General features: G+C 56.8%; 23 protein-coding genes. 14 read left to right on the plus strand and 9 right to left on the minus strand.

Going from position 1 to position 26,490, the window contains the following annotated elements:
- The first annotated feature begins 16 nt into the window (after window positions 1–16).
- The 12 genes from AVCG78_RS19150 (at window position 17) to AVCG78_RS19205 (ending at window position 12,627) form a co-directional block, all read left to right on the plus strand.
- Entirely contained in the window at window positions 17–724 is a 708-nt protein-coding gene (locus tag AVCG78_RS19150; protein ID WP_012653802.1) for a CoA transferase subunit A, read from the plus strand.
- Window positions 724–1,371: a 3-oxoacid CoA-transferase subunit B gene (locus AVCG78_RS19155; RefSeq protein ID WP_012653803.1), complete on the plus strand. Its 648-nt coding sequence runs from the start codon at window positions 724–726 to the stop codon at window positions 1,369–1,371. Before AVCG78_RS19150 ends, AVCG78_RS19155 begins: the two co-directional genes overlap by 1 nt.
- 223 nt (window positions 1,372–1,594) lie before the next feature.
- Window positions 1,595–2,350: an FCD domain-containing protein gene (locus AVCG78_RS19160; RefSeq protein WP_012653804.1), complete on the plus strand. Its 756-nt coding sequence runs from the start codon at window positions 1,595–1,597 to the stop codon at window positions 2,348–2,350.
- Entirely contained in the window at window positions 2,347–3,486 is a 1,140-nt protein-coding gene (gene lldD / locus AVCG78_RS19165) for an FMN-dependent L-lactate dehydrogenase LldD (protein ID WP_071204219.1), read from the plus strand. The genes AVCG78_RS19160 and lldD overlap by 4 nt, the downstream gene beginning before the upstream one ends.
- 345 nt (window positions 3,487–3,831) lie before the next feature.
- The gene (locus AVCG78_RS19170) at window positions 3,832–4,671 is read left to right on the plus strand and encodes a VOC family protein (RefSeq protein ID WP_071204217.1); all 840 of its coding nucleotides are present in this window, start codon (window positions 3,832–3,834) and stop codon (window positions 4,669–4,671) included.
- A 48-nt stretch (window positions 4,672–4,719) separates the two neighbouring features.
- A complete protein-coding gene (locus AVCG78_RS19175) occupies window positions 4,720–5,571 on the plus strand; it encodes a fumarylacetoacetate hydrolase family protein (RefSeq protein WP_071204215.1) in 852 nt (283 codons plus the stop codon).
- Between the two features lie 192 nt (window positions 5,572–5,763).
- Window positions 5,764–7,407 carry a bifunctional 3-(3-hydroxy-phenyl)propionate/3-hydroxycinnamic acid hydroxylase gene (locus AVCG78_RS19180; RefSeq protein ID WP_071204213.1) on the plus strand — a complete coding sequence of 548 codons (1,644 nt, stop codon included), beginning with the start codon at window positions 5,764–5,766 and terminating at the stop codon, window positions 7,405–7,407.
- 518 nt (window positions 7,408–7,925) lie between these two features.
- Window positions 7,926–9,146 (plus strand): ABC transporter substrate-binding protein, encoded by a 1,221-nt coding sequence (locus AVCG78_RS19185; RefSeq protein ID WP_071584462.1) that lies wholly within the window; start codon window positions 7,926–7,928, stop codon window positions 9,144–9,146.
- Window positions 9,147–9,317: 171 nt separating this feature from the next.
- Window positions 9,318–10,175 carry a branched-chain amino acid ABC transporter permease gene (locus AVCG78_RS19190; protein ID WP_071205882.1) on the plus strand — a complete coding sequence of 286 codons (858 nt, stop codon included), beginning with the start codon at window positions 9,318–9,320 and terminating at the stop codon, window positions 10,173–10,175.
- Window positions 10,176–10,184: 9 nt separating this feature from the next.
- Window positions 10,185–11,183: a branched-chain amino acid ABC transporter permease gene (locus tag AVCG78_RS19195; RefSeq protein WP_071205884.1), complete on the plus strand. Its 999-nt coding sequence runs from the start codon at window positions 10,185–10,187 to the stop codon at window positions 11,181–11,183.
- On the plus strand, window positions 11,180–11,923 hold the full coding sequence (locus AVCG78_RS19200) for an ABC transporter ATP-binding protein (RefSeq protein WP_012653812.1): 744 nt from the start codon (window positions 11,180–11,182) through the stop codon (window positions 11,921–11,923). The genes AVCG78_RS19195 and AVCG78_RS19200 overlap by 4 nt, the downstream gene beginning before the upstream one ends.
- Window positions 11,920–12,627: an ABC transporter ATP-binding protein gene (locus AVCG78_RS19205; RefSeq protein ID WP_071205886.1), complete on the plus strand. Its 708-nt coding sequence runs from the start codon at window positions 11,920–11,922 to the stop codon at window positions 12,625–12,627. Before AVCG78_RS19200 ends, AVCG78_RS19205 begins: the two co-directional genes overlap by 4 nt.
- Before the next feature lie 61 nt (window positions 12,628–12,688).
- On the opposite strand, the gene AVCG78_RS19210 is transcribed toward AVCG78_RS19205, so the two are convergent.
- Window positions 12,689–14,587: a bifunctional sugar phosphate isomerase/epimerase/4-hydroxyphenylpyruvate dioxygenase family protein gene (locus AVCG78_RS19210; protein ID WP_071206009.1), complete on the minus strand. Its 1,899-nt coding sequence runs from the start codon at window positions 14,585–14,587 to the stop codon at window positions 12,689–12,691.
- Between the two features lie 137 nt (window positions 14,588–14,724).
- Here AVCG78_RS19210 and AVCG78_RS19215 point away from each other — a divergent pair, with 137 nt between their 5' ends.
- Window positions 14,725–15,450: a TetR/AcrR family transcriptional regulator gene (locus AVCG78_RS19215; RefSeq protein WP_071206013.1), complete on the plus strand. Its 726-nt coding sequence runs from the start codon at window positions 14,725–14,727 to the stop codon at window positions 15,448–15,450.
- On the opposite strand, the gene aroQ is transcribed toward AVCG78_RS19215, so the two are convergent.
- From aroQ to treZ, 8 genes are all read right to left on the minus strand, one after another.
- Entirely contained in the window at window positions 15,422–15,865 is a 444-nt protein-coding gene (aroQ, locus tag AVCG78_RS19220; protein WP_071205888.1) for a type II 3-dehydroquinate dehydratase, read from the minus strand. The two genes, AVCG78_RS19215 and aroQ, sit on opposite strands and share 29 nt — an antisense overlap.
- A complete protein-coding gene (locus tag AVCG78_RS19225) occupies window positions 15,862–16,731 on the minus strand; it encodes a shikimate dehydrogenase (RefSeq protein WP_071206011.1) in 870 nt (289 codons plus the stop codon). Before AVCG78_RS19225 ends, aroQ begins: the two co-directional genes overlap by 4 nt.
- Before the next feature lie 71 nt (window positions 16,732–16,802).
- Complete coding sequence (locus AVCG78_RS19230; protein ID WP_071205889.1) at window positions 16,803–17,561, minus strand: amino acid ABC transporter ATP-binding protein; 759 nt, start codon at window positions 17,559–17,561, stop codon at window positions 16,803–16,805.
- Window positions 17,562–17,574: 13 nt separating this feature from the next.
- Entirely contained in the window at window positions 17,575–18,414 is an 840-nt protein-coding gene (locus tag AVCG78_RS19235; RefSeq protein ID WP_156582621.1) for a transporter substrate-binding domain-containing protein, read from the minus strand.
- Between the two features lie 131 nt (window positions 18,415–18,545).
- On the minus strand, window positions 18,546–19,196 hold the full coding sequence (locus AVCG78_RS19240) for an amino acid ABC transporter permease (protein ID WP_087729978.1): 651 nt from the start codon (window positions 19,194–19,196) through the stop codon (window positions 18,546–18,548).
- Between the two features lie 10 nt (window positions 19,197–19,206).
- Complete coding sequence (locus AVCG78_RS19245; protein WP_071205893.1) at window positions 19,207–19,875, minus strand: amino acid ABC transporter permease; 669 nt, start codon at window positions 19,873–19,875, stop codon at window positions 19,207–19,209.
- A 626-nt stretch (window positions 19,876–20,501) separates the two neighbouring features.
- Window positions 20,502–21,392 (minus strand): SphA family protein, encoded by an 891-nt coding sequence (locus AVCG78_RS19250; RefSeq protein ID WP_071205895.1) that lies wholly within the window; start codon window positions 21,390–21,392, stop codon window positions 20,502–20,504.
- A 588-nt stretch (window positions 21,393–21,980) separates the two neighbouring features.
- The gene (gene treZ / locus AVCG78_RS19255; protein ID WP_071205898.1) at window positions 21,981–23,744 is read right to left on the minus strand and encodes a malto-oligosyltrehalose trehalohydrolase; all 1,764 of its coding nucleotides are present in this window, start codon (window positions 23,742–23,744) and stop codon (window positions 21,981–21,983) included.
- Window positions 23,745–23,957: 213 nt separating this feature from the next.
- Here treZ and treY point away from each other — a divergent pair, with 213 nt between their 5' ends.
- Window positions 23,958–26,489: a malto-oligosyltrehalose synthase gene (treY, locus tag AVCG78_RS19260; protein ID WP_071584459.1), complete on the plus strand. Its 2,532-nt coding sequence runs from the start codon at window positions 23,958–23,960 to the stop codon at window positions 26,487–26,489.
- Window position 26,490: the final 1 nt, after the last annotated feature.

The raw sequence follows: 26,490 nt of genomic DNA on the forward strand, positions 1-26,490 counted from the left end.
CAGGCGGGAGATACAGATGAAGAAAATATATGGTGACGCAAGCGCGGCCTTGGACGGATTGTTGTTCGATGGCATGACGATTTGCGCCGGTGGTTTCGGGCTTTGCGGCATTCCCGAACGCCTGATTGATGCGATTGTCGCGTCCGGGGTCAAGGATTTGACGATTGCCTCCAACAATGCCGGCGTCGATGGGCATGGGCTTGGAAAACTTCTGCGCACCCGCCAGGTCAAAAAGATGATTTCCTCCTATGTCGGTGAAAACAAGGAATTCGAGCGGCAATTTCTGAGCGGCGAACTGGAAGTCGAATTCTGCCCGCAGGGAACGCTGGCCGAGCGCATGCGGGCTGGCGGTGCCGGTATTCCCGGCTTCTACACACGAACCGGCGTCGGCACTCAGGTGGCCGAGGGCAAGGAAACGCATATTTTCGATGGCGAAGTCTATCTGCTGGAACGCGGTATCCGGGCCGATCTGTCGATCATCAAGGGATGGCGCGCCGATGAGGCCGGCAATCTGATGTTCCGCAAGACGGCCCGCAATTTCAATGCGCCTGCGGCCACATCCGGCAAGATCTGCGTCGCGGAGGTCGAGGAGATCGTACCGGTCGGAAGTCTCGACCCCGATGCCATCCATCTTCCCGGCATTTATGTGCGTCGGATGATCAATGGTTCACCTTATGACAAGAAGATTGAATTCCGCACCGTTACAGTAAGAGGAGCAGCCTGATGTCCTGGAGCAGAGATGAGATGGCGGCACGCGCCGCAAAAGAGCTCAAGGACGGCTTCTATGTCAATCTTGGCATCGGCATTCCGACGCTTGTGGCAAATCACATTCCGCCTGGGGTTGAAGTGACGCTGCAATCTGAAAACGGAATGCTGGGGATCGGGCCGTTTCCCTTTGAGGGTGAAGAGGATGCTGATCTGATCAATGCCGGCAAGCAGACGATCAGCGAATTGCCGTCATCCAGCTATTTTTCGTCCGCCGACAGTTTTGCAATGATCCGTGGCGGCCACATCGACCTTACGGTGCTGGGCGCGATGGAGGTCTCGGCCAATGGCGATATTGCCAATTGGATGGTCCCCGGCAAGATGGTCAAGGGCATGGGCGGTGCGATGGATCTCGTGGCCGGTGTCAAGAAGGTCATCGTTGTCATGGAGCATTGCTCCAAGGCAGGCGAGTCCAAGTTCATTCCCGAATGCACGCTGCCGCTGACCGGGCTGAATGTGGTGGACATGATCATCACCGATCTCTGCGTATTCGTGCGGTCTGATCGCGCTGGCACGTTCCGGCTGGTGGAACTGGCGCCTGAGGTTACCGTGGCCGATGTCCAGGCCAAGACCACAGCTGCTTTCGAGATTGCCGAAGGCCTTTAAACGCAGGCTTCAAGCTAGTCATGCCAAAGCCCCTACAGCGTCTGATCAGACGCTGTAGGGGCTTTTTATTGGGCATTCGTGACCTCTGAAGAGATTGCTCATAAAATTGGTCCTACCAATTTTTGATGAATTGGTGAAAAAATCGTGATATTTGAGCATTAATCCGAATATTGCTTAATTCGTAGAGTTTTGGTACGACCAATAAAACAAAAAGGTTCTACCAATGTCGCTGACCGGGCGCATCGAAGCCATGATTGCTGAGCGCAAGCTCAGTCCGGGAGATCGTCTGCCGCCGGAGCGCAGCCTGGCGGCGGAGCTTGACGTCTCACGGTCGCGGCTTCGGGAGGCAATCCAGCAGTTGATCAGCCGTGGGATCGTCGTCAGCCGTCGGGGTGGGGGCACTTTCGTCGCCATTGAGGACGCCGCTCGATCGCTGGAACGGGCGCTGGAGCCGCTTTTGCCGATGGTTCAGGGCGAGGCGGGGTATTGGCGCGATGTGATGGAAATTCGAAAATCGCTCGATACGGATGCTGCCTATTACGCGGCCTTGCGGGCCACGGATCTGGACAAAGAGCGGATGACAGTGGCCTTTGCAGCGATGAGTGCTGCGGAAGGCGGCAATCCGCAGAGCCAGGCGCGCGCCGATGCGGCTTTTCACATGGCAATTGCCGAGGCCTCGCATAATGTCGTTCTGCGCCAGATTGTCGCCGGACTGTCCGAGCTTTTACAGCAGAGCATCGCGCAAAGCCTGATGCAGTTCTATCGCCAGCCGGACCTTGGGCCAGCGTTAGAGCGCCAGCATGGCCTGATTCTGGACACCATCCTGGCCGGTCGACCGGATGAGGCCCGCAAGGCAGCGGCAGATCACCTTGCCTTCGTGGAGGAAAACCTTCGTGTCATCGAGGACAACCGCGCGCGGGAGCAGCGAGCCTCAGAGGCTTTGCAAAGACCCGAATTTCAAGGGGAAAACCTATCATGATCATTTCGTCCTCGACTGATTATCGCGAGGCGGCCCGCCGACGCCTGCCGCCCTTTCTGTTTCATTACATCGATGGCGGCGCCTATAGCGAGCACACGATGCGTCGCAATATTGATGATCTTGCCGATCTGGCTCTGCGTCAGCGGGTGCTGAAAAGCGTGGGTACAGTTGATATTTCTACGAGGCTTTTCGATGAAGAGCTGGCTATGCCGGTCGTTCTCGCGCCCGTGGGATTGACAGGCATGTATGCAAGGCGCGGCGAAGTGCAGGCTGCGCGCGCAGCGGAAAAAAAAGGCATTCCACTGACGCTTTCGACGGTGTCCGTCTGCCCGATCGAGGAGGTGCAGGCGGCCATCGACCGCCCCATCTGGTTCCAGCTTTACGTGCTGCGGGACCGCGGCTTCATGAAAAATGCGCTGGAGCGGGCCTGGGCGGCAGGTATCCGCAAGCTGGTGTTCACGGTCGACATGCCCGTACCTGGCGCCCGCTATCGTGATGCCCATTCCGGCATGTCCGGCCCGAATGCTTCTCTGCGCCGCATTATCCAGGCCGTCATGCACCCCACATGGGCTATCGATGTCGGCCTGTTGGGAAAGCCGCACGATCTTGGCAATGTTTCGGCCTATCGCCAGCAAAAAACCAATCTGGCCGACTATGTTGGCTGGCTCGGCGAAAATTTCGACCCCTCGATTGGCTGGAAGGATCTCGAATGGATCCGGGATTTCTGGAAGGGACCGATGATCATCAAGGGCATTCTCGACCCGGAGGATGCGAAAGATGCCGTGCGCTTTGGGGCCGATGGCATTATCGTCTCCAACCATGGCGGACGCCAGCTGGACGGCGTCCTTTCTTCCGCCCGCGCCTTGCCAGCCATTGCCGCTGCGGTCAAAGGTGACCTGACGATTCTTGCCGATTCCGGCATTCGCTCGGGTCTTGATGTCGTGCGGATGATAGCGCAGGGAGCCGATGGCGTGTTGATCGGACGCGCTTTCGTCTATGCATTGGCCGCCGCCGGGCAGGCAGGCGTGGAAAATCTGCTCGATCTCTTCGCCAAGGAAATGCGGGTTGCCATGACGCTGACCGGCGCGCGTTCTATCGCCGAAATTTCCCCCGATAGCCTGGTGCGTGGCCTCTGAAAGCCCAGAATTTGCCTTAGGAAAAGTAGAGCCGGTTTTGCGGAAGACCCGCATGCCTCTCTTTGCCGGGGCATGGATGAAGTGCCTGCGGCCAACAGCTGAGATGCCCATTGATCAATGGTGATATTGACGTTTTGGAACAGCAAATATCAGGTCTCTGTCGTCCGCACGTTTCTTTTGATGTCTTCCAATAGCTGTGCATGGTTGCGTTCCGTCAATTCCAGCAGGAATGGCGCTCATGCGCCATAGGGTGTGTATTTATCAAATTTTTTATTTTATCAATTTTCCGTATTGAATAATTATCAAAAAACGATAATTTGTAAAAACATCATCAGGGAGGATCAAATGGCATTCACAGCCGTTCAAGCAGGTGCGTACCTGCATCACGTTGCATTCGAAAGCTCCAATCCTGAGCGTCTGGCGCGGTTCTATGCCGATGCCATGGACATGAAGCTCGAAAAGGTTGGAGACGAGTGGATTTGTGAAGGGCCAAAGCGCCGCTTCATCGCCGTTGCTGGAACAGATAAGAAACTGGCTTATTCCGGACTTGCTTGCCGCAATGCCGAAGGGCTTGCGCTTCTGCGGGCCCGGGTCGATGCCGAAGGCATTGCGGTGCTGGCCAGCCCTTCGCCCTATTTTGAAGATGGTGCATTCGCGGTTCGCGATCCCGACGGACGTATGGTGTGCTTCGGTGTGGCCAAGCCAGACAAGCCGGGTGCCAAGGGTATCCAGGGGCCAACGCAGCATCTGACCTATGCATCCGAGGATGTGGCTGCATTTGTTGACTTTTACGTCGGCAAGCTGGGTTTCCAGCTGACAGACCGCGTGCTGCATGAAGATGGCCGGCTTGCCACCGCCTTCACGACCTCCAATCACGAGCATCATACCATCGCCTGCTTCTATACGCCGGGCCGCGTTGGCGTCGATCACCATTCCTACGAGGCTGGGGAATGGAACTATATCCGTGATTGGTGCGATCATCTGGCAACTCATGATATCCAGCTCAGCTGGGGTCCAGGTCGCCATGGTCCTGGCAACAATCTCTTCATTTTCATCACGGATCCGGATGGCAATTGGATCGAGATCTCGGCTGAACTGGAAGTTATCTACGATCGTGACACGATGGATTGGCCGCAGCATCCGCGCACGCTCAATAAATGGGGCGAGGCGATTCTTCGCTCCTGATACGGTTGTCAGATCTCACTTCCAAGACCAATTCTAGGAATTAGTGACATGCAATTTTTAAGTTACACCCGGCTTGGCCGGGCAGGTTTCGGCGTTCGCGTCGACAACGGTATCGTTGATCTCACCGGCAGGCTCGCCGCCGATGTCGTCACGCTGAAGCAGGCCATCGAAGCCGGTCTGCTCGAGAGCGCTCAGGATTATATCTCCGGGCGGCGAGCAGAGTTTACTGAGGCTGATATCGCGCTTCTGCCGGTTGTGCCGGATGCCGGCAAAATCCTCTGCGTCGGTTTGAACTATGAAACCCATCGTGCGGAAACCAAGCGGCCCGACGCCAAATATCCGACGATCTTCACCCGTTTCGCTGACACTCAGATCGCTCATCGCCAGCCAATCCTGAAGCCCCGGGTATCGGATCATCTGGATTATGAAGCCGAACTCGCTGTCGTCATCGGCCGCGGCGGACGCTATATCGCCGAGGAAAATGCCCTCGATCACGTGGCTGGCTATACCTGCTATAACGATGCAACCATCCGTGATTGGCAGCGGCATACGTTCCAATTCACGCCGGGCAAGAATTTCCCGGCAACCGGCGCATTTGGACCGCAGCTCGTAACCCCCGATGAAGTTGGCGATTACACGAAGCTGAAAATCACCGGCCGTCTCAATGGTCAGGTGATGCAGGATGCGACACTGGCCGATCTGATCTTCCCCATCGCCACGCTGATTTCCTATTGCTCGCACTTCACGCCGTTGCAGCCCGGCGACGTGATCCTCACGGGCACGCCAGGTGGTGTTGGAGATCGCCGGGAGCCGCCCCTGTTCATGAAGGCGGGGGATGTTTTCGAAGTGGATATTCCCGGCGTTGGTTTGCTGGTCAACGCTGTCGGCACGGAGCCCTGAACAGCGCAGCCCTTAGCAGCACGGCCCTGGGGCGCGGGGCGGGAGGACTGCGCCACCCATCTACAGCATGGCGCCCTGGGTTCATTCGGACCCAGGGACGAAAAACACTGTATTTGTAGGGTGTTGCAGTGAAGTTTAATAGACAGAACACGATGCGGGCGCTGTAACATTCAGCGTGGAGAGGAGGGCCTGATGAACGCCGAGGAACTTGAGACCGAAGTCGAGGTCGTCATTGTCGGGGCGGGTCCAACCGGACTGACCCTGGCTAATCTTCTGGGTGGCATGGGTGTGTCGGTGGCGCTTGTCGAGCGCAACCTGACCACGGTTCAGGAGCCGCGTGCCGTGTCCATCGACGACGAGTCGATGCGAACCATGCAAGCTATCGGGTTGGAGGACGCGGTAGAGAAAATCGTGGTGCGCGGCTATGGCTCGCGTTATCTTTCGCCGGCTGGCGAGTTGTTTCTGACGGTGGAGCCGACGTCGCGCGATTACGGTTTCGACAAGCGCAATGCATTTCAACAGCCGGAATTGGAAGCGCTTTTGCGCGAGGGGCTTGCCCGTTATCCCAATGTGATCCAGTTTTTCGGCTGGGATATGCAAACATTTTCCCAGAATGCGGATTCCGTTACCGTGGAAATTGCCCATGCGGCGAAAGGAACTCGCGTCATCCGGGCCCGCTATATGGTCGCCAGTGACGGAGGACGTTCCCCGACACGTGGAAAACTCGGCGTCCATCTTGTCGGCTCCACCTTTGTGGAGCGGTGGCTGATTGTCGACCTGGTCCGGACGGAAAATCGTTTTCGTCATACGCAGGTCCATTGCGATCCTGCTCGCCCGTGCATATCGCTGCCTGGTCCGGACAATATCCGTCGTTACGAATTCATGCTGCATACCAATGAGGACGAGAAGGGCGCGACTGAGGAGGCCTTTGTCCGTGGCCTTCTGGAGCGTGTTGGACCTGACCGGGATTGTGAATTTCGCCGCGTGCGGGTCTATACATTCCATGCCCGTCTGGCTGATCGCTGGCGGGACGGCAATATCTTTCTCGCCGGTGATGCCGCGCATTTGACGCCTCCATTTGCGGGGCAGGGAATGAATAGCGGCCTGCGTGATGCGCATAATCTGGCCTGGAAACTGGCGGAAGCATTGCGTGGCGATATGCCGTCCGATTTCCTGGATAGCTACGAGATTGAGCGGCGGCCGCATGCCTGGGAAATGATTGCATTGGCGCTGCGCATGGGGCAGGTCATGATGCCGGAAAATGGCATCAAGGCCCTTTTGACCAGGGCAGCTTTTCGTATCCTTGGGCTCTATCCGCCTGTCCGTGATTATTTCGCCCAAATGCGCTACAAGCCAAAGCCACGCTTTCGCCAGGGACTTCTATGGCCCGACTCCAGACCGGAGAAGGAAACCATGGTGGGGCGCCTGGTGCCGCAGCCCGTGGTGGAAGACAGCCACCGGCACCGCGTATTGCTTGACCGCGTCTTGCCGGATGGACCTGTTGCTCTGGTCTTTGATGAGTTCCCTGACCGTGCTTTGTCCGTTGATGTCATCAGGGCTCTGGAGGCAGCGGGTGCGACCGTGGTCGGCTTGACCCCTGAATGGATGAATCCCATCGACGGCATTTTCCCGGTTCACCGGGATGTCGGGCGGCTGTTCAGCTCCGGCCCGATGAAATCCTATCTTGGCCATGTCCTCTTGCTGCGCCGTGACCGATATATAGCGGCAGCCACGCCTATCGCTGAAGCCCTGCATCTGGTGGAAAAGTTGGGGATGCTTGGTCCACGCTCGGTGATCCGGGCAGAAGTGAAGAACTCTTTGGCTGCGGCATCCTAGCGTTTATCGGAGAGCCAATCTGCAAGATACCGGCGCATCAGCCTGTTGTTGAGCGCTCGTGTGGAGAGCATGGTGTTTGCCGCAGAAGTTCGCCAATTCAGGCAATAAGAATACTGCTCTTCATATCTCCGCAGTTAGTTATAAAATATCATAAAATGATAATTAAAATTTTAAAAATGAAATTTTATTAGATTTTATGATAATAAACTTGATAAAGCGCAGGAATTGATAATAATCGTTCTTGTCGTCGTGGAGAGCCTGGGACATCGGGAAATGTCGTCAGACACGTCAGAAGAAGTTCGCGGCGACAAGAAAGACTACGCTCAAATCTGCAGGACATGCCGTGCCGCTATCAGCGCAGGGCTCGCGATCTAGCATCATCAGTTCATTGAACAATTTTGCCTTCGATCGGGTCTGTTTTCCGGATTTGTCGGTAGCGTCGTGCCTTTTGCGCTGTCGTTTTTCGAGGGCTAGCCAAAGGGGGAGGCACAATTGACGATCATTGGTGGAGGAGCACTATGATGACCGAACTGAAGTTTACACGCCGAGGTGCCCTTGGGTTGCTGGCTGCTGCGCCATTGGCTGGTTGGGCCGGGCAGGGACGAGCCGCCAGCCAGCCGATCAAGATCGGGCTGGTATTGACCATGTCGGGCCCGTTCGCATCGAGCGGGCAAATCATGGCCAATGCGGCGAAACTCTACCTGGAGACCGAGGGCAAGGCGGTGCTGGGGGATATTCCGGTCGAACTGGTCATCCGCGACGACGGCGGTGCCAATCCGGATGTGGCCAAACGACTGGTTCAAGAACTGGTGACGCGTGACAAGGTGCAATATCTTGGCGGCTTCCAGTGGACGCCCAATGCCAATGCTGTGGCTCCATTGTTGATGAAGGCCAAGATGCCCTGCGTCTTGTTCAATGCGGCGGGCGCCAATACCACCCAGCTTGCGCCCTGGTATGTGCGCACGGCCTTTACCCATTGGCAGGTGAACCAGCCGTTGGGCGAATGGGCGGCGGCCAAGCGCGGTTTCAAGCGAGCCTACCTGCTGACCACGGATTTTGCCCCTGGCCACGATGCAGAAGAAGCGTTTACGAAAGGCTTCACATCCAAAGGGGGAACCATTATCGCCTCGGTGAAAATGCCGATCCAGAGCACAAATTTCGTCCCCTTTCTGCTCGCAGCCAAGCAGGAGAAGCCGGATGTGGTCTTTGCATTCCATCCCGGCGGTGTGCAGGCCTCCGCATTCATGCGGGCCTATCAGGAAGCGGATTTGCGCGGCGCTGGCATTCAGTTGATTGGTCCGGGAGACCTGACAAGCGACGAGGAATTGCCGAATATCGGCGCAGCAGCACTCGGCGTCCTCACCGCTGGCCAATATAGCATGGCCGGTGATCGCCCCGCCAATGTCGCTTTTGTCGAGGCCTGGAAGAAGGCCTATACGTTCATGCCCGTCCGGCCCAATTATATGGCCGTTGGCGCCTATGATGGCATGCATCTGATCTGCTCGGCCATTGCTGCGACCAAGGGCGCTTCCGATGCCGCCGGTGCCATGGCCGCTATGAAGACCTTCAAGGCTGAGCAAAGCCCGCGTGGGCCAATTTCGATTGACCCCGAGACGCGCGACATTGTGCAGAATATCTACATCCGTGAAGTGCGCGAGAAGAACGGCGAGCTTGCCAATGTGGAACTCGAAACCATTCCAGCCGTCAAAGACCCCTGGAAGGTTGAGCATCCTCTCTGATCTCTGGTCGCTCAGAACGTCCGGATAGCGTTTGTCTGGGGAAGTGGAACCCGTTTTCCCGAAAAGACAAACGAAAACAATGGAGACGAGAGTCTGTGTGGTTCGATTTGAACCTGACGGACTCTCGGAGTCATCCCGCAATATTGCCGGATGACAGGGAGGAGGCTTGTCATGACACTGGTGGAAGTTGCGTTCCAGTCGCTTGCCTATGCAAGCGTGCTTTACCTCATATCCGTCGGCCTGTCGGTAACCCTCGGTCTGATGGGTTTCGTCAATCTGGCGCACGGCGTTTTCGCCATGGCCGGTGGCTATATAGCGGCCACCGCGATCAGCGCCTGGGGCCTGCCCTGGCCGCTCATGGTGATCTGCGCGCCCCTTGCTGTTGCGCTTCTGGCGGCGGTGGCGGAAAAGCTGCTCTATGCACGACTTTACGGTCGGTCTGAGCTAGATCAGGTTCTCTTCTGCATCGGATTGATCTTCATCGTCGGTGCGCTGGCGCGGTTGTTTTTCGGGCCGCTGATGCGCCCCGTCGTCATTCCCGAGTTTTTGGCGCAAAATCTGACGGTGGGGCCTTTCTCATTCTATCTCTACAAGCTGGTTGTGATCGGTATCGGTATCCTGACTGCCGCATTCATTCTGTTTGTGCTTGAACGCAGCCGGATCGGCGCCATCATCCGGGCCTCCGTTGAAAACCGGGGTATGGCAGAATCGATCGGCATTCGCACCAAACATGTGTTCATGGCGACCTTCGCCTTTGGGGGCGCGCTCGCGGCCCTGGGCGGTATGCTGGGAGCTGATGTCTTCGGGCTCAATCCGTCCTATGCCTTTGATATCCTCGTTTATGTTCAAATCGTCGTGGCTGTGGCGGGGCTTGGCACGTTGCGAGGCTCTTTCGTTGCAGCCCTTCTGGTTGGCACCGTCCAAACCGTTTCGGCCTATTATGTGCCGGCTTTTGGCACCGTCATGTTGTTTCTCCTCGTCTTCATCCTGCTGCTGGTCAGGCCGCGCGGGCTGTTTGGAAGGGTATGAAGATTGAAAATGTCAGATCGCTCCACTCTTGTCGCTCCACCATCGACGTTTACCGGCTTCCTGCGCCGCAAGCATGGTTTTAATCCGGCTGATGGCCTGATCGTCCTTGCGTTGGCGCTGGTGCCGCTGCTTGGCGATGATTATTACGCGCTCGGTTCGCAAATCCTGATCACCGTTATCTTCGCCGTGTCCCTCGATCTCCTGGTCGGCTATGCCGGGATTGTCACGCTGGGCCACGCCGCCTTTTTCGGGGTTGGTGCCTATGCCACCGGCATTGCCTCAAAATACGGCTGGGGCGAGCCATTGAGCGGCCTGTTGATCGGTGCCATGGCAGCCGGGCTGGTAGGCGCGGTGGTTGGAGCCATTGTTCTACGCACGGCACGCTTCACATTGCTGATGCTGACGCTTTGCACGGTGTTTCTGTTTGGCGAGATCGCCAACAAGGCGACCTGGCTGACCGGAGGCGTCGATGGCTTGGTTGGCATGGAGACCTGGCCGGTTTTCGGCCTTTACGAATTCGATCTGCTCGGTCAGGTCGGTTATTGGTTCTCGGCCCTGGTCTTTCTGCTTGTCTGGCTTGGGGTGCGCCGACTGGTCCATTCGCCTTTCGGACAATCGATCATGGCGATCCGCGACAATCCCGGTCGCGCCGCTGCCATCGGCATCGCGGTCCGGCCACGCACCTTGCTGATCTTCGTCATTTCCTGCTTGCTGGCCGGGCTTGCCGGTGCTCTGCAAGCCGAGGTCAATCAGTTCGTTGGCCTGAAGGATATGAGTTTCGAACTGTCGGCAACTATTCTTGTCATGTTGGCGCTTGGTGGCTCAGGGCGGCTTTACGGCGCGATTATTGGACCTGCTGTCTATCTCGTTGCCCAGGACATCTTGTCGAAAGACAATCCTGTCATGTGGCAGCTCTGGCTGGGGATTATCCTCGTGGTGCTCGTTCTGTTCGCACCAGGGGGCATTACGCGGATTTTGGCTCAACTGCGCGGAAGGATCGGTCGATGAGCGCTTTGCAGCTTGAAAACCTTACCTTGCAATTCGGTGGACTGGTGGTCACCAATAATGTGTCGCTCGTGCTTGAGAAGGGCGCACGCCACGCATTGATCGGGCCAAACGGTGCTGGCAAGACGACGCTGATCAATCTCATTACTGGCAGACTGACCCCACGCAAGGGGGCGATATTTCTCGATGGTATCGACCTCAAGGGCATGGCGCAGCACAAGCGCGTTGGGCTGGGATTGGTTCGCAACTTCCAGGTCACCAATCTGTTTACGTCATTCACAGCCCTTGAAAATATCGCGCTTGCGATTGGCGAACGTGAAGGCTTTGGGTTTTCGATGGCAGGGCATCATGGCTTCCCGGCAAAAGTGGTCGCGGAAGCAGAAGAGATTGCCAGCCGTATGCGCCTTGCCAATGTCCCGCACGTTCCGGTGCGCGATCTGGCCTATGGCCAGCAGCGCCTCGTGGAACTGGCGGTCGCCATGGCCCTGCGCCCGAAAGTGCTGCTGCTGGATGAGCCTGCTGCTGGACTGCCTGCGGCGGATCATGAGGTGATCCTCACTATTCTCGATGAATTGCCAGCCGATGTTGCCGTCTTGCTGATCGAGCACGATATGCCGCTGGTTTTCCGCTTCGCACGGGAGATCACGGTCTTGGCCGAGGGAACCATCATCGCGCGTGGCACGCCAGAGGAAATTCGCCATGACGCCAATGTCCGTGCCGCTTATCTGGGGAACCGTTCATGACCGCAGACCTGCTCGAAATCCGAAACGTCGTCAGCGGTTACGGCCCGACCCGCATTATCAATGGCATTGACCTGACCCTGCCCATGGGCGGCGGGCTGGCGCTGCTTGGGCGCAATGGCGCTGGCAAAACTACACTGCTCTGCACCATTGCCGGGCGCTTGCCGCTCAAGGAAGGCAGCATTCGCTTCAACTCTGCGGAAATCGGCGGGTTTTCTCCAAGCCAACGCTGCCGGCTTGGCATAGGCTTCGTGCCGCAGGAGCGGCAGATTTTTGCCACCTTGAGCGTCGAGGAAAACCTGCGCATTGCCGATCTTCGCCGGGGATGGACGATGGAGCGGGTCTACGACCTTTTCCCCCGTCTTGCCGAACGGCGGAAAAATGGTGGCAATCAGCTTTCTGGCGGAGAGCAGCAGATGTTGGCGATAGGCCGTGCGTTGATGAGCCAGCCGACCTGCCTCCTGCTGGATGAACCTTTTGAGGGCTTAGCGCCGGTTATTGTCGATATGCTGCTTGAAGCGCTGATCAAGCTTCGCAAGGAAAGCGAAATGTCGATGATCATCGTTGAGCAACATGCCAAACTGGCGCTTGAAATCGCCGAACAGGGCATGGTTATCGAACGCGGCCAAGTCCGCGTCAGCGGTTCGCGTGAAAGCTTGCTCCAGGATTGGACCGAGATCGAAGATATGCTGGCCGTGACGCATTAGAGCATCGTGCTGATTCTGATTTTCTTCACGATGCTCTAGCCAGCGATGACGGCAGTCATTGTTATCTGGGAACGCCATCCGGGCGCAGTTGCCGTCTTTGTGCTGCTATACGGAACGGGGCGTTCATCGCACCATAACCACCATAGGCGCCGCGCCTCTCGACGATTTCGAAGAAAAAGCCCTCACCGAAGGTGCGGCTATAGATCTGGAAATACTCGCCATTATCGTCGCGGTCATAAAGGATGCTGGCCGAACGTAGTGCATCGGCAAAATCCGGTTCCAGACCGAAGCGGGCTTCCAGATCGTCATAATAGTTGCGCGAGATGGTCAGCGCCTGGAAACCGCAGGCTGAGAGTGCCTGCGCCGTCGCGAAGATATCGTCAGTCGCCAGGGCGATATGCTGGATGCTGGTGCCGAAGCCTTCTTCGAGAAACTTTCCGGCGACGGTTTTCCGGTTATCCGCGCCGTTCAAGGTCACCCTGAAACGAGGATCTGGTTTGCTTTCGATCGCCTGGCTGCGCACCAGGCCGCCTGGATCGACCACATCGACCATGGGTGTGCGCCGCGTGGCGAAGATCGAGCCGTAAAACAGCAGGCATGTCAGCATCTCGTCATAGCGGGTTGTCTGGGCGAGATGGTCGATACGGGTCAGGCCGGTGTTGGCCGGAGCCTTGTCAGCGTCGACGTCTTTGAATTCCTGTTTCCAGATGCCGGACAGGGCAGGCGTGTCATCAAGGAAATAAATGACGCCATTGCTCACCCCTTGAATGGCGGGCACGGGTACTTCGCCGGGTTTTCGGGGCTCGGAAAAGCTCGTTGCCCCAAGCGCCGTGGCGCGCTTCAAGGCGTCCTCGGCGTGCCCCACCTTCATGCCGAAGGCGTAGGCACTTGTGCCGTGGATTGCGTAGGACGCGCCGGCAAAACTGTTGTTTGTTGTATCGGTATTGATGAGAATGCGGATGTCGCCCTGGGTGTAGAGGTCAAGATCCCTGTTGCGATGGGTCGCAGTTTTCGAAAAGCCGAGCGTCGCTAAAAATGCCGCCAGATCCTGCTTTTCCTCGACAGACGTCGCAAATTCCACGAATTCGACGCCCTGGGTTTCGACAGGCGCTGGCATGGCCGGGGCGCTGAGCCGGATATCGGGTTCGAGGCGTTGGACTTGGTCCATCAGGTACACCAGCGAGCGGTGGCCGTCCTCGGCAATGGCTCGCGGTGAGCCTCCCCGGAACTGGTCGTTGAAAATCTCCAGGGATAGCGGCCCGGTATAGCCTGTGGCGGCCACAGCGCGCATGAAATCGACCACCGGCAGATCGCCTTCGCAGGGCATGTTGCGGAAATGGCGGCTCCAGTAGAGCAGATCCATGTCAAACAGCGGCGCATCCGCCAGTTGGACGATGAAGATCTTGTCGCCGGGAATGGAACGGATCGAGTTTGGATCGATCTTGCGCGACAGGGTGTGAAAACTATCAAGGATCAGGCCGACATTGGCATGGTTGGCCCGGCGGACCACTTCCCAGGCATCCCTGTGATCGTTGACGTGACGGCCCCAGGCGAGCGCCTCGTAGCCAACGCGGACTCCATGCTTTGCGGCGCGTTCGCCCAGTTCCTGGAAATCGGCGGCGGCCCGGTCGATGCCGCCCAGCGAGATGGGAGAGACATTTGAGCAGATCAGCATCAGGTCGGTGCCAAGCTCATCCATGATCTCGAATTTGCGCTCGGCCCGCTCAAAAGCGCGGGCGCGGTGCAGTTCCGGCATGCCTTCGAAATCGCGGAAGGGCTGGAACAGGGTGATGTCGAGACCATGGTCGGCGACCATTTTCGCCACATCCCGGGGGGAGGCGTCATAGGTCAGGAAGTCGTTCTCGAAAATTTCGACACCGCTGAAGCCTGCCTTGGCAATGGCTGCCAGCTTTTCCGGAAATTCCCCACTGATCGATACGGTTGCAATCGATGTCCGCATGGTTACTGTCCCGGGGTGTGAATGGGTGCTCGTCCGGTCGCTTTTGTCTGGGCTTGCCATATTGCTTCCTTTCCGGCTTTATGTACTGCTTGGTTAAGAAGTAGAGCCTGGCGCTGCGGCCTGGCGGCGGATGGATGATGAAACGGGACGCAACCACGCGAGACAGTACAGAGGCTCGCCCAGTCAAAGGGGAGTCTGGCAAACGGGACCCGGCCAAACGGGACCCCGAAGGCGTGCGCCGCGATATTCTGTCGGTGGCGATGGAAGAGTTTTCGCAAAACGGCCTGTCTGGCGCACGCATTGACGAGATTGCCGCCAGAACCCGCACGTCCAAGCGGATGATCTATTATTATTTCGGCGACAAGGAAGGGCTTTACCAGCGGGTTCTGGAGGAAGCCTATGGCAAGGTGCGCGGCGGAGAAATGGACCTGGAGCTGGAAGGGCTCGATCCTATCGCCGCCCTCGACAAGCTCTGTCGCTTCACCTTCGACCATCACCGCCGCAACCCTGCCTTCATCCGCATGGTGATCATCGAGAATATTCATCACGGTCGCCATATGCAATTGTCCGAGACCATCAGGGGTCTTAACCAACCGGCTATCGAGGCCCTGCACGGCGTTTTGCTTCGCGGGCAGGAGCAGGGACTGTTCCGGCAGGGCATCGACCCGCTTGAATTGCACTGGCAGATCAGCGCGCTGTCGTTTTTCAATGTGTCGAACGCGGCCAGTTTCTCCGTGATTTTCGGTAATGCGCTGTTTACGGCAGACGGCCAGGAGACCCTGTCGCGTCACGTGGCCGACATGGTCCTGCGCTATGTGCTGCGTGCCGAGCATATCAGCCCGATCGAGCAACGCGGCCGATAAGATGGCGCAATGCCATTTCATAGCCCTCGATGCCCAGTCCCGCGATGACGCCCTCCGCCCGCGTTGAAACGTAGGAGTGATGCCGGAACACCTCCCGCTTGTGAATGTTGGAAATATGCACTTCGATGACCGGCGCCTCAAAAGTGTTGAGGGCGTCGAGGATCGCAACCGACGTATGGGTGAAGGCGCCGGGATTGATGACGATTCCAGCCGCCTTGCCGCGCGCCTCGTGGACCCAGTCGATGATCTCATATTCCCGGTTGCTTTGCGCGAAAAAGATCGAATGTCCTGCCGTTTCGGCAACCGCCCGGCAATTGTCCTCGACATCGACAAGGGTTTCGTGACCGTAAATTTCAGGCTGACGTTGGCCGAGAAGGTTGAGGTTTGGACCGTTCAGGATGAAAAACAGGCTCATGCGGCTGCCTCCGAAACACAAAGTTCAGTGAAATGGGCGCTCATACGCTCGGCATCCGGCTCGTAGCCGCAGAACAGACGGAAAGCGCCGACTGCCTGAAACACGGCCATCCCGCCGCCGGGCAGTGTTTGGCAGGCCTTGTCGCGCGCTGTTGCGATCAGTTCGGTGACGAGGGGCATATAGACGATGTCGGCAACCCAATGGCGCGGCTCGATCAGATCCGCGGCGACCGGCAGTCCCGGATGAGCCGGCATGCCGACCGGGGTGGCATGAATAAGGCCATCGGCCTCGGCTAAGGACTGGCTTGGATCGGTGACAGCATGGGCGCGTCCTTCACTGAAGCGTGCATTGAGCGCCGCTGCCAGTCCTTCGGCTCTTGTACGGTCCTGGTCGAAAATGTCCAACTGTTCGATCCCCAATTTCAGCGCGGCATGGGCAACGGCCACCCCCGCACCGCCTGCGCCGATCAGCAATGCCCGCTTCAATCGTACATCCGGCAGGCCGCGTCGGAAGCTTTCGTAGAAGCCTGACCAGTCAGTATTATGGCCGATCCGCTTGCCATTCCTGAAGACCACCGTATTCACTGCACCCAGCATACGGGCATCTTCCGAGAGATCATCAAGAAAGGGGATGACTGCCTGCTTGAACGGGTGAGTGATATTGGTGCCAGCAAATCCGCGTGTCTGGCACTCGTCCAGCAGGTCAGGCAGCGCGCTTTCCGGCAGGTTGCGCACATGAATGTCGATCAATTCGTAGCGATAATCCAGCCCATGGGCCGCCCCTTCGCGCATATGCATGGCAGGGGATTTGGAGAGCTGGATATCGGTACCAATCAGGCCGACGTGAAGAATGGGTTTTTCTGTCATGATTGCGTCCACTTGGGCGGTCTGGTGAAAGCTCTTACCTGCCTGTTACGTTATCTCTGCGGCAGTCCCGCTCAGTGATGGGCGAGAATTTCGCCCAGGAAGGTGCGGGTGCGCTGATGCTGCGGATTGCGGAAGAATTCTTCCGGTGGTCCTTCCTCAATGATCTGCGCGGAGGCCATGAACACGACACGATCTGCAACCTGACGGGCAAAGCCCATTTCATGGGTGACGCAGATCATCGTCATACCGTCGCGGGCAAGACCGATCATCGTATCCAGCACTTCCTTGACCATTTCCGGGTCAAGAGCCGAGGTGGGCTCATCGAACAACATCGCCTTCGGTTCCATGCAAAGTGCGCGCGCAATAGCGACGCGTTGCTGCTGACCACCGGAAAGCTGGGCGGGATATTTGTCCGCCTGGTCCAGAATGTGAACACGATCCAGATATTTGCGGGCGACCTCTTCGGCCTGTGGCTTCTGAAGCCCCTTCACCCGCATTGGGGCAAGGGTGCAGTTTTCCAGGATCGTCATGTGCGGAAACAGGTTGAAGCTCTGGAATACCATGCCAACCTCGCGGCGTACTGCGTCGATGGTGCGGCTCGCGCTGGTGAGCGTGGTGCCTTCGACGGTGATCTTGCCTTCCTGGATTTCCTCCAGATGGTTTATGCAGCGGATCAATGTCGATTTTCCGGAACCGGATGGCCCGCAAAGGACGATTTTTTCGCCTTTGCGGACTGTCAGGTTGATGTCTTTCAGCGCGTGGTAGGCTCCATACCACTTTCCAACGCCTTCAAGTGCGATCAGTGGAACCTGTGCGGTGGATTGTTGCATGGAAGCCTCTCCATTACTTCGCGGTGAACGGGATGTCCGGAAGCGAATCCGGGAACGCCGGAACATCGCGCTTCATCCACTTGGCGTAGATCTTTGCCAGTTGGCCATCGGCCTTGATCTTGTCGATGAAACTGTTGATGCTTTCGTTCCAGTCCTTCTCGCCCGGACGCATTCCGGCGCCGTTATAGAGCGTGACAAGGTCGAATTTCGTTTCATACTTGCCCGCAGCGGCAGCGTTCAGCCGATCGCCATAGAACTGGTTGCCACCGACGGCTTCGACCTGACCTGAAATCAGAGCCTGGATGTTTGCTGCGTCATCATCGAAACGCAGGATGCTTGCCTTGGTGCCTGCGCCAGCGGTGATGGCGGTATCCATGGCGCTGGATTTCGGCACGCCGACGGAAACGCCGGTCAGATCGTCATAGCTGCCGATCTTCTTGTCCTTCGGTCCGTAGACCGACAAGACGTTGCCGGCATAGGGCTTGGAGAACTGGATGGTCTTGGCGCGGTCGGCGGTCATGCCCATGGTGGCAAACAGGATATCGACCTTGCCGGTCATTAGGGCTGGAATGCGGTTGGCCACGGCCAGCGGTACGAATTCGGCCTTGACGCCGAGATAGTCCGCATAAGCCTTGCCGATATCGGCATCCAGGCCGTCCTGCACGCCGCTGGAATTGACAAAGCCCCAAGGCGAATTGTCGCCCTGAATGCCGATCACCACTTTGCCTTTGGCCTTGGCCTGTTCCAGCGTCCCGGCGAAGGCCGTGGCGGGGGCGACGAGCGGCATGGCCGCCGCTGCCGCGATCAGGGCGAGCGCTGTGCGGCGCTTGATTGTCATTGTCATGGATTTCATCATTTGCTCCTCCTTACAAAGCTGATGAGAGTGGTGCTTGGCACCAAACCTGATGTCGTCTTTTGTTGTGCTTTCCTTGTTTTCGTTTTTGTATTGAGGAAAGCCGGTTTCTACACGTCGTCTGGCAAACGTTACCGGGCGGCGGCTTGCAGCCGTTTCTCTTTTCTGGCGCCCCAGAGAGAGAGCGGCCAGCAAATCAGGAAATAGATGATGCCGACGATGGCAAAGACCGTCAGCGGACGGAATGTCTGGTTGGAGACGATCTGCCCCGCCCGCGACAGTTCCACGAAGCCGACAATGGCGGCGAGCGAGGTCCCTTTGATCAATTGTACCAGAAACCCGATGGTGGCGGGCAGGGAGACTTTGAAAGCCTGCGGCAGCACCACGTCCTTCATGATCGATCCGTAATGCAGGCCGAGCGCCTTGGCGGCTTCCGTTTGCCCCTTGGGAACCGCCTGAATGCCGCCGCGCCAGATGTCGCCCAGGAAGGCGCTGGCATGCAGCGTGAAGGCAATGGCGACGGCGATCCAGGCATCCACGTCGAGGCCAAGCAACGCAACACCGTAATAGACGACGAAGAGCTGCATCAGCAGCGGCGTGCCTTGGAAGACAGCGATATAGCCAGCGGTCGCCTTGCGCAGGGTTGCGCTCTCGGCCACCCGGGCCAAAGCGACGCAAAGGCCAAAGAATCCGCCGCCGACAAAGCCGATGGCGGTCAACGCCAGCGTCCATTTCAAACCTTGCAGTAGGAAGAACAGTTCATTGGGTCCGATAGAAGCCATCGTCTTCGCCTCACTTTACCGGGTAACTGAAGAAAATGCGGGAAATGAGCGCAAAAGCCCCCATCATCAGCGAGGAAATCACCAGGTAAAGCAGGGTGATCGAGAAATAGACTTCGAAGGACCGGAACGTATCCGCCTCGATTTTCTGGGCAACGGACGTTAATTCGTAAGCTGCAATTGACGTACAGACCGAGGTCGTCAGCGTCAGCATGACGAACTGGCTGGTGAGCGATGGGTAGACAGCCCGCAAAGCTGGCTTGAGAATGATGTGGCGCAGGATTTGTGCCCGGTGCAGGCCGAGCGCAAGACCCGCCTCCACCTGCCCCTTGCCAATGGAGTCCACGCCGCCGCGAATGATCTCAATGGCATAGGCGCCGCCATTCAGGCCGAGAGCGACAATTGCCGTGACGGTCGGGTTGAGCCGAACACCGATTTGCGGAAGAGCGAAGAAAATGAAGAAGATCTGGACAAGGAAGGGCGTATTGCGGATCAACTCAACAAATCCGATCGTGGCACTTCTCAGGAGGCGGGAAGGTGACCGGCGCGCAACAACGCCGAAAATGCCGATGATGGTTGCGATGGACATGCCGGCGATGGCAAGACCAATGGTTGCCAGGCATGCCAGGATCAATTCCGGCAATCGCTCGATCACAACCGAAAAGTCGAGAGTGTAACCCATTTTCCCTCCCAGGCATTGTCTAAGCCTTGACTGACAAGGCTTTAAAGCTCCCCATGCAAGCCGAAAGGCAGGCACGTTCCCTTTATTTTCCGCGGGTCGTGGCGCTCTCTCCTCGCGCCCAACCTCCGTCGTTAATATGTTTGTACCAGTTAGTTCATACTTAGGCAATATGATTTGCGAAAGATCAATTGATGTGGATTGACGAATTTCAGGTGCTCTAGCCGAGGTAAGGAGATTGCAACATTTGATGTCTGCCTCCTCGCTTTATTCAAACTGAATTGAACGCGGGCCGACCCGGTTCTGCCAGTTCGATGCAGCGAGTGCAGATAGAATGGGGAAATGGGAGGAGAGGCGACAGATCCCATGCCTCGGACGCGCCAAATAATATAGACGCTCATCTTATACGAAGAGTCATTGAAGATGACTCTTCGTATTCCTTTTGCAACGCCTTCAAGGCGAGAATGCGTGAGCATTTTCAAGCCTTGGTATTATACGAAAGCCCGACGATGTGTTGGCATCTTCAGGCTTTTGTATGCGGAGAAATTTACGGGGCAGGCGTTTGAATTTCTGTCGGATCGCCTGCCTTTGAACGCTCGTCTCGAAAATCGAGCTGTGATCGGATAATTCTAGAATTTTGTTGCGAGATTCACCCAGAGAGTGTTGCCTTCGGTTCGGTTTTTAGCCACCACGTCATGTTGCCATGACGCGCTTATGCCCAGGCCCGGATTGAAGTTATAGGTCAATGACGGACCAATCGCCAGACCTTCGCCGCGATGGCCGTCGGAGGCGACGCCGGGTCCTTTGTCATCGGTGAATTGCTTGATGTAATATCCTGTTGCTCCGACTCTTATCTTGCCGAAATTCCAGCCGACTGCGTAATCAAGGACGAACTCATTACCGGTTTTGTAGTCGGTTGCTGTGTTTTCGGAGTTGAAGATGACCCTCGCGGCGGTCGCGAATTCAAGTCCTTGTGGGTCGGAATAATGATAGGCAACCGTTGGCTGTACGGACCAGTGATTAAGGCCCGCATTGGCAAGGGCGTTCTCGTCGTAAGCGCCGGTCGGTATGCCGATGTCTATCCCTGTGATGAATGTCTGATTCTGATCAGGGTGCCATGATAACCCAACAGTTGCGGTTGCGTCTCCCAGGTTAAAGCCAGAGTCTCTTGCAAATGTGTTGGAAATATCGAGGTGAATAAGGGGAAGGACGAGCTGTCCCCAGAGTTGGGCGTCGCCGATACGGATATCTGATACATACATGAAGCGAAGAGTTTCAACGGTGGCTTTCACCTTGAAGTCTATGGGTATTTCACGACCTTTGCCGTCATTGACTCTGTTGGCGCTAAAGTAACTTGTCTGCGAAAGAAAATAAAATCCCTCAAATGGAGGAATGGCGCCCGCGTAAAATTGTGACGCGCCCGGTGCATATTGCGTATTGCTGTTTTCTGCGGCGTTTGCCGCTGTAAAACAGCCCGTGAGGAAAAGTGCTGCCCCCAGTAACGTCCGTGTGTTTTTCATTCTTCTCTCCTCCTCTTGAGATAAATAAAAATATCGTCACAGGCGATGAATCGATCAATGTGATTATATTTTAATTCATTTCGATTTTTTCAATCCAAAATAAACGTATTTTTAAATACCGCGCATCGTTGATATGCAGTATTGATGCCGTTATTGATTAGATATACGTCCCCAGGAATTTTTAATAATTGCTCTGCAATCGTAACGACTGGATAGCAATAATTTACTCCCTATTCTCCTCCTATTTCTGGTAGAGAAGGGTTTGACGAATGTAAAATTCCAATTCGGAATAGAATGTATTGATTTGATGAATATTTTGAGATGGAGAAATGCTTCGGAGTGCGAGCGTATTTCTGATTTGATGATATTTCGATTATTTTTGTGGCGTAAAATTCTTGAAATTATCAGAAAATGAATTTCCGGGTAATTTAATGGGTGCCTACATAATTTTATGGTTCGATCACGCTTGTGCACATTGTCTCATCGATACAGGAGTGCGAGATCCTCGCCAGCCGCTCATGTCGGGGCGCCTGGAAAGGGGCGTTGGGCAATCTTCGGTTGTGCCGATTGGGATACAAACGCTTTGCCTCAGCAAGGTTCAATGCGCCAGACAACGGCCCAGGGACCGAGATTGTTTCCTGGCTGTGTGCCGAACGTGAACAGGCATTCGCCGTTGGTATATATTGGGTTCTCCACAGTCTCGGCAGTCAGATTGGCGGTGAGGGTCAGATTGTGTGAACCGAGCGTCCAGCGCACAATTGTCACTGACCCCAGGCTGCTATAGTTGCCCGCATGCCCGTGCGCATCACGCAGCAGAGGAACGATTTTTTCTTTACGCAGTGCCAGTAATTCGCGGTAAAATTGCAGAATTTCACCGTCTTGCTGGTCTGGCTCCCATGATAGTTTGGCGCTATTGAATGTTGTCTGTGCTGTTGGGTCGGATGCATCATCGGCATCGAAGCCGGGCAACCTTGACAATTCTTTGCGCCGTCCATGTCTTACCGCTTCATTCAGCTCTTCGTTGAAATCGCAGAAAAACGGAAAGGGGGTCTTTGCGCCCCATTCCTCTCCCATGAACAGCATGGGAATTTGTGGAGCCAGCAGATAAACCGCCGCCAGTGCCTTCAACGCCTCTGATGGTTGCGATGCGGCCATCCTGTCGCCCATGGCGCGATTGCCGATCTGGTCATGGTTCTGGATAAAGGAAATGAATGCGGTCGGTGGCAGGTGGGTGCTCGGCATGCCCCTTTCCTTCCCGCTATAGGGCATGTGCTCGCCTTGGTAGACAAAGCCCTCTGCCAGCGCCCGACCGAGCTTAGACATGTCGTCTGCGTAATCCTGATAATAGCCAAAATTTTCACCGGTGGCCGTGATGTGCAGGACATGGTGAATGTCGTCATTCCACTGCGCGGTGAAATGGATGGGCGCACCATTTTCATTACGTTCGAGCAGGTCGGCATTGTTGTCTTCATTCTCGACGATCAGATGCACGGCCCGTCCGGGTGCGCAAGCGCGTGTCCGTCTGGCGATATCATGAAGGATATGGGGCTTGCGCTCGTCTTCTATGGCATGAACGGCGTCGAAGCGCAGTCCGTCGATCCGAAACTCGTCCACCCAGTACATGGCATTGCGCACAACGAATTCACGCACGGCTTCCGACTTGTCGCCATCGTAATTGACACCCGGCCCCCAGGGCGTGATGTGCTTGTCGGTAAAGATCGGCGCATAGGCGGGAAGATAATTTCCGTCCGGACCGAAGTGATTATAGACCACATCGAGAAAGATGCAGATGCCGCGTGCATGGGCTTCGTCCACCAGCCGCTTCAGATCCTCAGGACGACCGTAGCTGCTATCGGGTGCATAGGGCAATACGCCGTCATAGCCCCAGTTCCAGCGTCCTGGAAAGTCGCTGATTGGCATGAGTTGCAGCGCGGTCACGCCGAGGTTTTTCAGGTGGTCCAGCCGTTCGATGATGGCTGTAAACGTTCCGGCGGGCGTAAAGCTTCCCACGTGCAATTCATAGATGACGATCTCTTCCCAGGGTAGTCCCTGCCATTCGGTCTGCTGCCAGGCATAGGCTGGGTCGATAACCTCGCTTGGCCCATGCACATCGTCGGGCTGGAAGCGTGAGGCGGGATCTGGAACAGCAAGACCATCCTCCAGGATGAAGTTATAACGGCATCCGGCCCCGACCTCAGGCACTTCGGCGCTGTGCCAACCATTTTCACCGGCTGTCATGGGACGAGGCTCCTGTCCCTCGATCTTCAGCAGAACCTTTTCCTGAAGCGGCGCCCAAAGGCTGAAGATCGTGCCGTTGCCGTAAAGAACCGGGCCAAATGTCATGTCCTGCATCGTGTCTCCTGCGCATTTCAATGGGTGGTCGTCGGGGGTAATCGGGTGGTGATCGGGCAAACCGAGGCGTTAACTTCCAAACTGCTCCGGTGTTCCGTCTTTCCCGGTATTTGATGCCGACTGTATCGGCATTCCGCCGCCATTATTGACCGGGACCGCGTGGAACCGAAGGCGGCTAGCCGTGTTACTGGCAAACACCATCAAGAGGGCAGCATGACCATCCCAACAGCGACCTACCGCCTGCAATTTCGAAACGGCATAACATTCGATCATGCTATCGATCTTATTCCCCATTTGAAATCGATGAGCATCAGCCATCTCTATGCATCCCCGATCTTCACGGCCACCACTGGTTCCACCCACGGCTATGATGTGGTGGATGCCAACGAAATCGACCCGGTTATTGGCGGGAAAGCCGGTTTCGATCGGATGTGCGCGGCGCTTGCAAAGGCGGATATTGGTCTGATCCTCGATATCGTTCCCAACCATATGGCGGCTTCGGTTGAAAATGCCTGGTGGTACGACGTGCTGCGCAATGGCAGCCGCAGCGCCTATGCCGGACATTTCGATATTGACTGGAGCCGGAAGCTGACCTTGCCGGTGCTTGGCAAGACCCTTGAGGATGCCCTTGGCGATGGTGAGCTGACGATCATACGGGATGATAACGCTGACAGGTTCAGCCTTGCCTATTTCGAGACGCATATTCCCTTGAGCGATGAAAGCATCGAGCAGGCACTTGTCTCTGAAAAGACCGACCGGGCGACCTTGGTCGAGGTGCTCGCCTCGCCTGAAAAAGTCAGGGCGTTACTCGATGCCCAGCATTGGCAGCTTCAACACTGGAAACAGGCTGCGGAAAGCCTGAGTTATCGCCGCTTTTTCGAAGTCACCGGCCTGGTGGGTGTCTGCGTGGAAAAACCGCAGGTGTTTGAAGAAAGCCACCAGCTGATCCTTGATCTGGTCCGGTCAGGGCAGGTTCAGGGATTGCGGATCGATCATGTCGATGGGCTGGCCGATCCGGCTGGTTATCTCGACCGGCTGCGCGAGGCGGCGGGGCCGCAGACCTATATCACTGTCGAGAAAATTCTGGGGGCAGGCGAGGTGATTGCGCCGAGCTGGCCGGTGTCCGGCACGACGGGCTACGAGTTCATCACCGCCCTGTCGCAGCTCTACATCGATGGCGACGGGCTGGAGCGTCTTCAGCAGGCCTATAACGACACCGACGCAGGCGCTGCGGACTATGTCAAAGGCCTGCGGGATGCCAAGACCCGGATGGTTCAGCGCAATTTCAAGGGCGAAGTCTCCCGGCTGGTGGCGCTGGCGCAATCGATTGGCACCGGCCACGACGAAGACGAGTTGCGCAAGGCGATACAGGAATTGCTGATCGCTTTTCCTGTTTACCGGACCTATGGCTATCACGGCGGTCTCGATGCGCAGGACAAAATTGTCCTGGAACACGTCGTTGCGCAGGCTCGGCTCTGGGGCGTGGACGAGGGAGCGCTTGGTGTTATCGAACGCCTGTTGCTCGGCGGGTTCGAGGCGGAGGCGGCAGATGAGTTCCGCACCCGTTTCCAGCAGTTGAGCGGTCCTGTCATGGCTAAGGCGTTGGAAGATACGCTGTTCTACCGCTACAACCGCCTGATTGCCGCAAACGAGGTTGGTGGTGAACCAGCCCATCCGCCGGGTGGTGTGAGCGCCTTCCACGCCGCTATGGCTGAGCGCTTGCAGACCCAGCCGCATGGTCTCACTGCAAGCTCGACCCATGATACCAAGCGTGGCGAGGATACGCGCGCCCGTCTCTACACCCTGTCGGAAGGGGCGGATGCCTGGGTCGACGGGGTGAGCCGCTGGCGCCAGATGCATCGCGGCAATCTCACCTCTCTACCAGATGGTCCCGCGCCCGATCCGAATGTGGAATGGATGCTGTACCAGGCTTTGGCGGGGATCTGGCTCGCGCCGACCGAAGCTACCGATCCTGCCACGCTGGCCGACCGCTTTCTGGCCTATACTGAAAAAGCGCTTCGGGAGGCCAAGGTGCGAACGGACTGGGCCGAGCCAAACGAGGCTTTCGAACAGGCGGTGCGCTCCTATGCCGAACAGTTGGTGTCACCGGAAAACCGAAGCTTCCTGACGGATTTCAGTGATACGCTTCGGCCCTTCATGGCGGCGGGCGAGGTCAACAGTCTTTCCCAGACGCTGATCAAGCTCACGGCGCCGGGCGTGCCGGATATTTATCAGGGAACCGAGGGCAAAGACGACAGTCTGGTCGATCCGGACAATCGTCGCATCATCGATTATCAGGCGTTAGCAGCCGAGGTGAGTGCGCCCGCAAATGAGGGCCCGGTCTCTTTCATTCAGCGCAAGCAAAGGCTGATCCGGGAGGTGCTCGCCCTTCGTAGCCGCCATGCGAGCCTGTTCAATAACGGTGATTACGTGCCGTTGGAGGTCACTGGTCATGCCCGGGATCACGTCATCGCTTTCGCTCGGGTACAAGGCAATGATATCGCGCTGACCATCGTGCCAAGATTGGTGTTTGGCCGGATCGATCCTGAGACGGCGCGGGTTGCTGCGGCGTTCTGGGCGGATACCAGGATTGTTTGGCCTGAGAGCGTGCGGGGACCGTTGCACAATATTCTGTCGGGCCGGTCGTTCAATCGTGAACAGATGCTGGTGTTAGATCTGCTCGACGGTAACGATATCGCTCTGCTGGTGACGTCTTCCCTCACTGCAATCGACATTCAGGGATAGC

This window comes from Gillisella vitis (assembly GCF_021559775.1).
GTDB classification, from domain to species: Bacteria; Pseudomonadota; Alphaproteobacteria; order Rhizobiales; family Rhizobiaceae; genus Allorhizobium; species Allorhizobium ampelinum.

Coding starts and splice junctions, on each gene's coding strand:
- AVCG78_RS19150 (WP_012653802.1), top strand. CDS start 17: ATGAAGAAAATATATGGTGACGCAAGCGCGGCCTTGGACGGATTGTTG.
- AVCG78_RS19155 (WP_012653803.1), top strand. CDS start 724: ATGTCCTGGAGCAGAGATGAGATGGCGGCACGCGCCGCAAAAGAGCTC.
- AVCG78_RS19160 (WP_012653804.1), top strand. CDS start 1,595: ATGTCGCTGACCGGGCGCATCGAAGCCATGATTGCTGAGCGCAAGCTC.
- lldD (WP_071204219.1), top strand. CDS start 2,347: ATGATCATTTCGTCCTCGACTGATTATCGCGAGGCGGCCCGCCGACGC.
- AVCG78_RS19170 (WP_071204217.1), top strand. CDS start 3,832: ATGGCATTCACAGCCGTTCAAGCAGGTGCGTACCTGCATCACGTTGCA.
- AVCG78_RS19175 (WP_071204215.1), top strand. CDS start 4,720: ATGCAATTTTTAAGTTACACCCGGCTTGGCCGGGCAGGTTTCGGCGTT.
- AVCG78_RS19180 (WP_071204213.1), top strand. CDS start 5,764: ATGAACGCCGAGGAACTTGAGACCGAAGTCGAGGTCGTCATTGTCGGG.
- AVCG78_RS19185 (WP_071584462.1), top strand. CDS start 7,926: ATGATGACCGAACTGAAGTTTACACGCCGAGGTGCCCTTGGGTTGCTG.
- AVCG78_RS19190 (WP_071205882.1), top strand. CDS start 9,318: ATGACACTGGTGGAAGTTGCGTTCCAGTCGCTTGCCTATGCAAGCGTG.
- AVCG78_RS19195 (WP_071205884.1), top strand. CDS start 10,185: ATGTCAGATCGCTCCACTCTTGTCGCTCCACCATCGACGTTTACCGGC.
- AVCG78_RS19200 (WP_012653812.1), top strand. CDS start 11,180: ATGAGCGCTTTGCAGCTTGAAAACCTTACCTTGCAATTCGGTGGACTG.
- AVCG78_RS19205 (WP_071205886.1), top strand. CDS start 11,920: ATGACCGCAGACCTGCTCGAAATCCGAAACGTCGTCAGCGGTTACGGC.
- AVCG78_RS19210 (WP_071206009.1), bottom strand. CDS start 14,587: ATGCGGACATCGATTGCAACCGTATCGATCAGTGGGGAATTTCCGGAA.
- AVCG78_RS19215 (WP_071206013.1), top strand. CDS start 14,725: ATGAAACGGGACGCAACCACGCGAGACAGTACAGAGGCTCGCCCAGTC.
- aroQ (WP_071205888.1), bottom strand. CDS start 15,865: ATGAGCCTGTTTTTCATCCTGAACGGTCCAAACCTCAACCTTCTCGGC.
- AVCG78_RS19225 (WP_071206011.1), bottom strand. CDS start 16,731: ATGACAGAAAAACCCATTCTTCACGTCGGCCTGATTGGTACCGATATC.
- AVCG78_RS19230 (WP_071205889.1), bottom strand. CDS start 17,561: ATGCAACAATCCACCGCACAGGTTCCACTGATCGCACTTGAAGGCGTT.
- AVCG78_RS19235 (WP_156582621.1), bottom strand. CDS start 18,414: ATGAAATCCATGACAATGACAATCAAGCGCCGCACAGCGCTCGCCCTG.
- AVCG78_RS19240 (WP_087729978.1), bottom strand. CDS start 19,196: ATGGCTTCTATCGGACCCAATGAACTGTTCTTCCTACTGCAAGGTTTG.
- AVCG78_RS19245 (WP_071205893.1), bottom strand. CDS start 19,875: ATGGGTTACACTCTCGACTTTTCGGTTGTGATCGAGCGATTGCCGGAA.
- AVCG78_RS19250 (WP_071205895.1), bottom strand. CDS start 21,392: ATGAAAAACACACGGACGTTACTGGGGGCAGCACTTTTCCTCACGGGC.
- treZ (WP_071205898.1), bottom strand. CDS start 23,744: ATGCAGGACATGACATTTGGCCCGGTTCTTTACGGCAACGGCACGATC.
- treY (WP_071584459.1), top strand. CDS start 23,958: ATGACCATCCCAACAGCGACCTACCGCCTGCAATTTCGAAACGGCATA.